Origin of the sequence: Accumulibacter sp. (assembly GCF_031732815.1) — a bacterium.
GTDB lineage: Bacteria > Pseudomonadota > Gammaproteobacteria > Burkholderiales > Rhodocyclaceae > Accumulibacter.
Genome location: NZ_JAVMKF010000064.1, coordinates 1 through 7,291, shown reverse-complemented (window position 1 = coordinate 7,291; position 7,291 = coordinate 1). Strand labels below are relative to the sequence as shown.

The window sequence follows — 7,291 nt, the reverse complement described above, 5'->3', positions numbered from 1 at the left end:
CGCAGCTCGCCGGGCAGCATACGACGGTGCTGATCAAGCAGATGGCCGACATTCGCGCCGGCCTGCGCGACAATCCGACGATGTACCCGTTCGCTGCGACGCTCACCGACCCGCAGGAACTGGCTGACGTTGCCGCGTACATCGAGCAGTTGTGCATTCCGCCCGAACATGGCAAGTACGAAGGCAAGGACGCCGACAAGCAACTGGCGACCGGCAAGGATCTCTACGAGAAGGAATGCAAGGAATGCCACGGCGCCAACGGCGAGGGCGTCAAGGACAAGTTCTATCCGGTGATCGCCGGTCAGCACTACAAGTACCTGCTCCGCCAGATGACCGAGATTCGCGACGGCCATCGCCGCAACGCCAACCCGGACATGGTCAGAATCATCAAGAAATACAATAACGATCAACTCGTTGCCATCTCCGCCTATCAGGCCAGCCTGGTCATGCCCGGCAACATGTGCAAGGCCAAGGCGCCAGCCAAGAAGAAGTAGGATGTCGGCAAACCCCTTTGCCGGGCCGAACCGGATCGTCGCCCTGCTCAGCGCAGTGGCGACGGCCCTGATGATCGGCGCGTACTTCGCGCCGATCTGGTGGGTCTCGCTGACCGCCCCGAACTATCCGCCGGACGCCTTTCCCGACGGAATCCGCATCCATTTCCACTTCAACGGCGTCTTCAACGGCTGCAGCGCCGCCGGCAAGGGGTCGCGCATGGCGAGCGAGATCATCCAGAAGGATATTTCGCACGAAGACGAGCGCTACAATCCGATCACCGACAAGGGCAAGGACGTCAACCAGGGCGCGCAGGGCCTCGACTGCGTGCACGAGATGAACACTATCAACCACTACGTCGGCATGTTTCCGATTGCCACCGGGGCGCCGGTCGAGAAACCGCTGGCCAAGTTCTTCTTTGCCTTCTTCGCCGTCATGCTGATCGGCTTCATGCTGCCGCAGCGAGCGGCGCGCGTGCGCCTGCTGAGCGCCGGCTTTCTTGCCGTCGCCGCCTGGATGCTGGTCGACCAGTACGCGCTCGGCGGACTGCAGGCGCACGTCGCGCACTACGTCAGCGAAACCGCGACTTTCTTCAACGAGCCCGAAAAAATCCGCGGCTGGGGCGAGAACGTCACGCGCATCACGCACCTGGTGATCGGCGCCACCTTTGTCGCCATGCTGCTGATCGTTCTTGGCGTTGCCCGCGTGCCCGCGTTCACGCTCGTTCTCGCGCTGATCCCGGCGCTTTTGCCGATCTACTTCCTGATCACCTACGCCGGCTGGCTGTGGTTCTTCGGGCACAACATGCACCCCTGGGGCGCTTTTACGCTGAAGCCCTTCATGCCGACCGTTTTCGGCGAGGGCAAGGTGGCGCAGTTCTCGACCTACTCCTACCCTTACTGGGGCTACGCGATGCTCGTCGGCGTGATGATCTGCCTGCTGCTCGCGCTGCTGATCCGCCGCCGGCAGTTGCGCGAGGGAAGTGTGGAGTAAGCGGCCGATGCTGCGTCGTTTGCTCGCCGCCGGCCTGAGCTGCGGCTTCGCACTGCTGGCGCTGCCCCTGGCGGGGGACGCCGAAGACGCGCTGACCGCCTTGTTGCGCAGCGGCGCGCGCGGCAGCGGCGGCAACACGGCCAATGCAGCGCGCAACCCGGACAATGAAGCGCGCGACGAACGCCTGGGCGGAATGGCCGCGCCGCCGGGCCGGGCGGCGCCGGGAAACGCCGGCTGGGGCGGCATCGACCAGCCAGTGAGCATTCCTCTCGCGGCGCACGTTGCCGGGCTGCCTTTCCTGCAGGATCTGGTCAATGCCGCGCCCGCCGGCACGCTGCTCAAGCTGGCGCCGGGCAGGTACTCGGGTCCGGTCGTCGTCAACAAGCCGCTGCATATCGACGGTGGCGGGCAGGTGACGATAGACGGCGGCGGCAAGGGAACGGTCTTCATCCTCGCGGCGAACGATTCGCTGCTGCGTGGCGTTCGCCTGACCGCTTCCGGCGACTCGCACGACACCGACGACGCCTGCCTGAACGTACGCGGCGACCGCAACGTGCTCGAAGACCTGACGATCGACGACTGCCTGTTCGGCATCGACCTCAAGAAGTCGAACGACAACGTCGTGCGCAACAACCGGATACGCTCCAAGCCTTTCGACCTTGGCACGCGCGGCGACAGCCTGCGCCTGTGGTACAGCCAGCGCAACCTGATCGCCGGCAACATGATCGAGGACGCGCGCGACATGGTCGCCTGGTACTCGAACGACAATCGCTATCTGGGCAACGAAGCGAAGCGCAGCCGCTACTCGATCCATTTCATGTTCGCCGCCAACAACCTGGTCGAAGGCAACCGCTTTTCCGATAACGCCGTCGGCGTCTATGTCATGTATTCCGGCGGCGGCGCGATCCGGCGCAATCTCTTCTCGCACGCCAACGGGCCGACCGGGATGGCGGTCGGCTTCAAGGAGGCCTCGGACGTGCTCGTCGAGGAGAACGAAATCATCTACTGCGGCGTCGGCATCGGGCTCGACATGTCGCCTTTCGAGCCCGAGAGCACGATCCGGATTCGCCGCAACCGCATTGCCTACAACGGCGTCGGCATGAGTTTTCTTGCCGACAAGGAAGGCACGCTGATCGAGGGCAACGTCTTCGAGGGCAACCTGACGCAGGTGGCGATGGGCGACGCCGGTAGCGCGCGCCACAACGTCTGGAAAAACAACTATTGGGACGACTATCAGGGTTTCGACCGCGACCACGACGCGATCGGCGACCGCCCGCACGAGCTGTACGCCTACGCCGACCAGTTGTGGATGGAAGTGCCCTACGCGCGCTTCTTCCGCAACGCGCCGATGATGGAAACGCTCGACTTCCTCGAACGTCTGGCGCCGTTTTCGACGCCGGTGCTGCTCCTGCGCGACGAGCAGCCGGCGTTCACGCGGACGCCGGCGCGCCACACGGGAGTGGGCGAATGAACCAGCCAGGCAAGGATCAGTCGGGCGTCGACCTCGAGCCGGCCGCCGCGACGAACGAAACTGCGGCCCCGGGAGGAGCGAAACGATCGCCGGCGCCGGTGCGCAAGCAGGCGAACCGGCGCCGCTTCATCCGTTCCGCCTTTCTGATCGGCGGCGTTCTCGGCTTGGCGATGCTCGGCTACGTTCCGGTGGCCAGCGCGCGCAAGGCGCGTCTGCGCCCGCCGGGGGCGCTCGAGGAGAGCGACTTCCTTTCCTCGTGCATCAAGTGCGGCCAGTGCGTGCAGGTCTGTCCGGTCGCGGCGATCAAACTCGACGATCTCGACGCCGGTTTCGGGCTTGGCGTTCCGTACATCGACGCGCGCCGGCAGGCGTGCGACTTTTCCTGCGACGCGGTGCAGTGCATCCTGGCGTGCCCGACCGGCTCGCTGACCTACAAGAAACCGGCCACGCTGCCGACGCGGCCCGGCATGCCGCTCGCTCGCGCGCCGGTGCTCAAGGCGAAGGAAAAGGACGCCGAGCCGACGCTCAATCTGCGCGAGCGTATCGGCCTCGCCCGCCTGGCGCGGCCCGAGACGTGTCTGGCGGTGCAGGGCAAGGGCTTCCGCGGACAGGCGCGTGGCGCCGACTTCACCGGACGCCTGCGCTACAGCGCGATCGACCGCTGGCGACCGATCGCCGTGCGCGAACACCCCTACGAACGCGAAATCTGCGATCTGTGCGTCAGCGAATGCCCGATCAAGGACGCCATCTACCTGCAGGAAACGACCGGCCCCGACGGGCAGAAGCACTATCGCCCGCAGGTGCTCGAACAATGCGTCGGCTGCGGCGTCTGCGAGATGATCTGCCCGCTCGAAACGGCAGCGATCGTCGTCGATCAACGCGCCGCGTGGAGCGCCGGATGAGCCAGCTTGAAGCACTGCGCGTCCTCTTCGGCGCCGCGCCGCAGAAACCGCCGATGATCTCGCCGGCAGCGCGCCAGGTCCACAGCCTGAAACGAATGACCAAGGCCGACTTCGCGGCGCTCAAGCAACACGCGCACGATCACCAACTGGTCAACCACAAGTGGCGCAACCGGCGCTGGTTCGTTCTCATCCTGGTCAACCTGCTGTTCACCTTCTCCTTCTGGCTCGACATCCAGATGCTCGAAGGATCGCTCACCGCCTCGCGCTTCGTCGGCTTTCACCTGATCGACCTCAACTCGGCGCTGCAGGTGATGCTTGCCCACAAGCACGTCATTGTCAATCTGTTCATCGGTACGGCGACCGTCTTCGTTCTCTGGGTGGCGCTCGGTGGACGCTCGTTCTGCTCGTGGGTCTGTCCCTACCACCTGGTCGCCGAGTGGTTCGAGTGGCTGCACCTCCAACTGGTGGCGAAGAAACGGGTCAGCGACCACGAATTCCACCGCGGGGCGCGCAGCATTTTCTGGCTGGTCTTCTCGCTGCTCGCGCTGATCAGCGGCTACACCGTCTTCGAAACGATCTCGCCGACCGGAATCCTCTCGCGTGCGCTGATCTACGGCCCGTCGCTCGCCCTGGGCTGGGTGCTCGTGCTGCTCGTCTTCGAAGTCGTCTATTCGCGGCGCGCCTGGTGCCGTTACGTCTGCCCGATCGGGCTGACCTATGGTATCGTCGGCGCCGTCTCGCCGCTGCGTATCGAGTACCGGCTCGAAAATTGTTTCCACGAAGGCGATTGCCGCAAGGTCTGTCTGGTGCCGCACGTGCTCGATGTCGTCATCAAGGGCAGGGCAGCCGAGCTGCGCGAGCCGATCGGCCCCGACTGCACGCGCTGCGGCCTCTGCGTCGACGTCTGTCCGAGCGGCGCGCTGGTTTTTTCGGTCAAGGGCCTCGACCGCCTGCTCTGAACAAGATTGCGCATGATACGTTTCGACAACGTCGGCAAGGATTTCCGCAAGCAACGCGTGCTCGACGGCGTCAACCTCGAGATCGGCCTTGGCGAGCGCATCGCGCTGATCGGTTCGAACGGCGCCGGCAAGACGACGCTGATTCGCTGCCTGCTCGGCGAATACACGCACCAGGGCAAGGTCACCATCGACGGGCGCGAGCCGCGCAGCGAGCGCACGCTCGTCCTCGGCCGCATCGGCTTCGTTCCGCAGTTGCCGCCGCCGCTCAAGATGCCGGTCGCGCAACTCGTCGGCTTCGCCGCCGGCGTCTGCCATTCGGCGAGTGAGCGCATCCTCGCCGTCGCGCGTCGGCTCGGGCTCGAGGTCGAGGCGATCCTGGCGCGGCCGTTCAACCGCCTGTCGGGCGGCATGAAACAGAAGCTCCTGATCGCCATCGCGCTTGGCCGCGACGCGCGGGTTCTGGTGCTCGACGAACCGGCGGCCAACCTCGACCCGGAAGCGCGGCACACCTTCTTCAGCCTGCTCGCCGAGCGCCTCGCCGGCAGCACGATGATCATCTCCAGCCACCGTCTCGACGAAGTCGCGCCGCTGGTCAACCGCGTCGTCGAACTCGACACCGGGCGCATCGTGCTCGACGACCGGGTTGCCGAAGAGGGCGCGCTGGCGGCGCTTTTCCAGGTGCATCTGACCTTTACCCGCGCCGACGCGGCGATCACCCGCACGCTCGCCGCCTGGCAGTTTGCCGATCGGCGCGCCGGCCTCGAATGGCACGGCACGGTCGCCGGCGCCGACCGCCTGCGCTTCATGGGCGTCGTCGCGCGCTACGTCGGGCTGCTCGCGCGCATCGAAATGCACGCGCTCGACCCGGCGGTCGTCCTCCAATGAGCCGGCGAATTCCGCCGCCAGAGGCATGAAGCGCCGGCGCTTCGTCGGCATCGTCCGGCTGCTGCCGCTCGCTCCGGCGCTGCTCCCGGCGGCGTTCGCGGCCGGCTGCGCGCGCGAAGCCGAGCACGGCCCGGTCGACATCAAGTGGGATCGCGACCTCGACGCGCGCTGCGGCATGGTGATCAGCGACCGGCGCTTCGCGGCGCAGATTCGCGACCCGGCGGGCAAGGTCTGGAAGTTCGACGACATCGGCTGCGCCGTCTTCTGGCTCGCCCGCCAGCCCTTCGACGAAAACGCGGCCAGGCTCGAATACTGGGTCGCCGACCAGCGCACGCTGGCCTGGCTCGACGCCCGCCAGGCGCACTACCTGGCGGGTCGCAAGAGTCCGATGGGCTACCAGTTCGCGGCGCAGGCGAACGCCGAAGACGGCAGCCTGAGCTACGGCGAAATGAAGCAGCGCATCCTGGCGCGCGGCAAATGAGCCGCCGGCAGCCCGCGCCGGACAGCCCGGCATGAACGCATTCCTGCTCACCGCCCGCCTGGACATCGTCGAATCGCTGCGCGCGCGCTGGTTCCTCGTCTACAGCCTGGTTTTCGGCGGCATCGTCGCGCTGCTTTTCGCCTTCGGTCTGACCGAATCGCGCGTTCTCGGCTTCATCGGCCTGTCGCGCCTGCTCGTCACCTATATCCAGTTGACCATGGCCATCCTGCCGGTCTTCGTCCTCATCACCACCGTGCGCTCGGTCGCCGGCGACCGCGAGGCCGGCGTCTACGAGTACCTGCTCGCGCTGCCGGTCGGGCTCGCCGCGTGGTTCTGGGGCAAGCTGTTCGGCCGCTACCTGGTCATCTTCCTGCCCGTCTTCGCCGCCATGCTCGGCGCCGTCGTCTGGTCGCTCTTTCAGGCGATCGACGTGCCGTGGGCGATGTTCTTCTACTACACCGGGCTGCTCGCCGCGCTCGCCTGGTGCTTCCTCGGCATCGGCATGCTGATCTCGACGCTGGCGCGCAGCACCGACGTCGCGCAGGGCGCCGCCTTTCTCGTCTGGCTGTGCATGCTCCTCTTCCTCGACCTGATCCTGCTCGGCCTGCTGATCCAGGGTCGCGCCACGCCCGAAGTCGCGGTCGGCATCGCGCTGCTCAACCCGCTGCAGGTCTTCCGCACGGCCGCGCTGGCCATGTTCGACCCGCAACTGATCGTCCTCGGCCCGTCGGCCTACGTCATCCTCGACCTCTTCGGGCGCGACGGCTTCCGCCTTTACGCGCTGCTCTACCCGCTCTTCATCGGCGCGCTGTGCGCGCTGGCCGGCTACTGGACGTTCCGGCGCAGCGACCTGCCGTAAGGCGGCGGCGAACACGCGGCGAGCTCGGCGCAAGGCCTTGCCCGCACGACGCGCAGGATGACGCCCAGGACGACGCGCTGATTCTTGCAGGCGGCTGCGCCTTCCGGCGGCAGATGTTTTCGGCTAATATCCTGGCCGTAGGCATCGTCATGCCGCATCGGCGCGAGCGGCGAGAACAGCCCGCTCTCCGCCACGCGGCGCGTGCCGCTTTCTCCGCTTTGCGCCTTTCTCTTCGCCCGAGTCCACGAT

At 66.4% G+C, this 7,291-nt stretch carries 9 protein-coding genes; 8 read left to right on the top strand and 1 reads right to left on the bottom strand.

Translation table 11 applies throughout. The features are described 5' to 3' along the window. The 8 genes from RKP46_RS05590 to RKP46_RS05555 form a co-directional block, all read left to right on the top strand. The coding region (locus tag RKP46_RS05590; RefSeq protein WP_311105717.1) for a c-type cytochrome at positions 1 to 494 on the top strand (494 nt) is incomplete at its 5' end. Position 495: 1 nt separating this feature from the next. Next, positions 496 to 1,485 (top strand): hypothetical protein, encoded by a 990-nt coding sequence (locus RKP46_RS05585; RefSeq protein WP_311105716.1) that lies wholly within the window; start codon positions 496 to 498, stop codon positions 1,483 to 1,485. A 7-nt stretch (positions 1,486 to 1,492) separates the two neighbouring features. Then, positions 1,493 to 2,956 (top strand): nitrous oxide reductase family maturation protein NosD, encoded by a 1,464-nt coding sequence (gene nosD, locus RKP46_RS05580; protein WP_311105715.1) that lies wholly within the window; start codon positions 1,493 to 1,495, stop codon positions 2,954 to 2,956. Further along, positions 2,953 to 3,858 (top strand): 4Fe-4S dicluster domain-containing protein, encoded by a 906-nt coding sequence (locus RKP46_RS05575; RefSeq protein ID WP_311105714.1) that lies wholly within the window; start codon positions 2,953 to 2,955, stop codon positions 3,856 to 3,858. Before nosD ends, RKP46_RS05575 begins: the two co-directional genes overlap by 4 nt. Continuing rightward, entirely contained in the window at positions 3,855 to 4,817 is a 963-nt protein-coding gene (locus RKP46_RS05570; RefSeq protein WP_311105713.1) for a NapH/MauN family ferredoxin-type protein, read from the top strand. The genes RKP46_RS05575 and RKP46_RS05570 overlap by 4 nt, the downstream gene beginning before the upstream one ends. A 12-nt stretch (positions 4,818 to 4,829) precedes the next feature. Next, positions 4,830 to 5,702: an ABC transporter ATP-binding protein gene (locus tag RKP46_RS05565; protein WP_311105712.1), complete on the top strand. Its 873-nt coding sequence runs from the start codon at positions 4,830 to 4,832 to the stop codon at positions 5,700 to 5,702. Positions 5,703 to 5,727: 25 nt separating this feature from the next. After that, positions 5,728 to 6,183, top strand: a complete 456-nt coding sequence (locus RKP46_RS05560) for a protein NosL (RefSeq protein WP_311105711.1) — start codon at positions 5,728 to 5,730, stop codon at positions 6,181 to 6,183. 31 nt (positions 6,184 to 6,214) lie between these two features. Next, on the top strand, positions 6,215 to 7,042 hold the full coding sequence (locus RKP46_RS05555; protein WP_311105710.1) for an ABC transporter permease subunit: 828 nt from the start codon (positions 6,215 to 6,217) through the stop codon (positions 7,040 to 7,042). On the opposite strand, the gene RKP46_RS05550 is transcribed toward RKP46_RS05555, so the two are convergent. Continuing rightward, the coding region (locus tag RKP46_RS05550; protein ID WP_311105709.1) for a hypothetical protein at positions 7,009 to 7,291 on the bottom strand (283 nt) is incomplete at its 5' end. The genes RKP46_RS05555 and RKP46_RS05550 overlap by 34 nt on opposite strands.

Coding starts and splice junctions, on each gene's coding strand:
- RKP46_RS05575 (WP_311105714.1), top strand. CDS start 2,953: ATGAACCAGCCAGGCAAGGATCAGTCGGGCGTCGACCTCGAGCCGGCC.
- RKP46_RS05565 (WP_311105712.1), top strand. CDS start 4,830: ATGATACGTTTCGACAACGTCGGCAAGGATTTCCGCAAGCAACGCGTG.
- RKP46_RS05570 (WP_311105713.1), top strand. CDS start 3,855: ATGAGCCAGCTTGAAGCACTGCGCGTCCTCTTCGGCGCCGCGCCGCAG.
- RKP46_RS05585 (WP_311105716.1), top strand. CDS start 496: ATGTCGGCAAACCCCTTTGCCGGGCCGAACCGGATCGTCGCCCTGCTC.
- nosD (WP_311105715.1), top strand. CDS start 1,493: ATGCTGCGTCGTTTGCTCGCCGCCGGCCTGAGCTGCGGCTTCGCACTG.
- RKP46_RS05560 (WP_311105711.1), top strand. CDS start 5,728: ATGAAGCGCCGGCGCTTCGTCGGCATCGTCCGGCTGCTGCCGCTCGCT.
- RKP46_RS05555 (WP_311105710.1), top strand. CDS start 6,215: ATGAACGCATTCCTGCTCACCGCCCGCCTGGACATCGTCGAATCGCTG.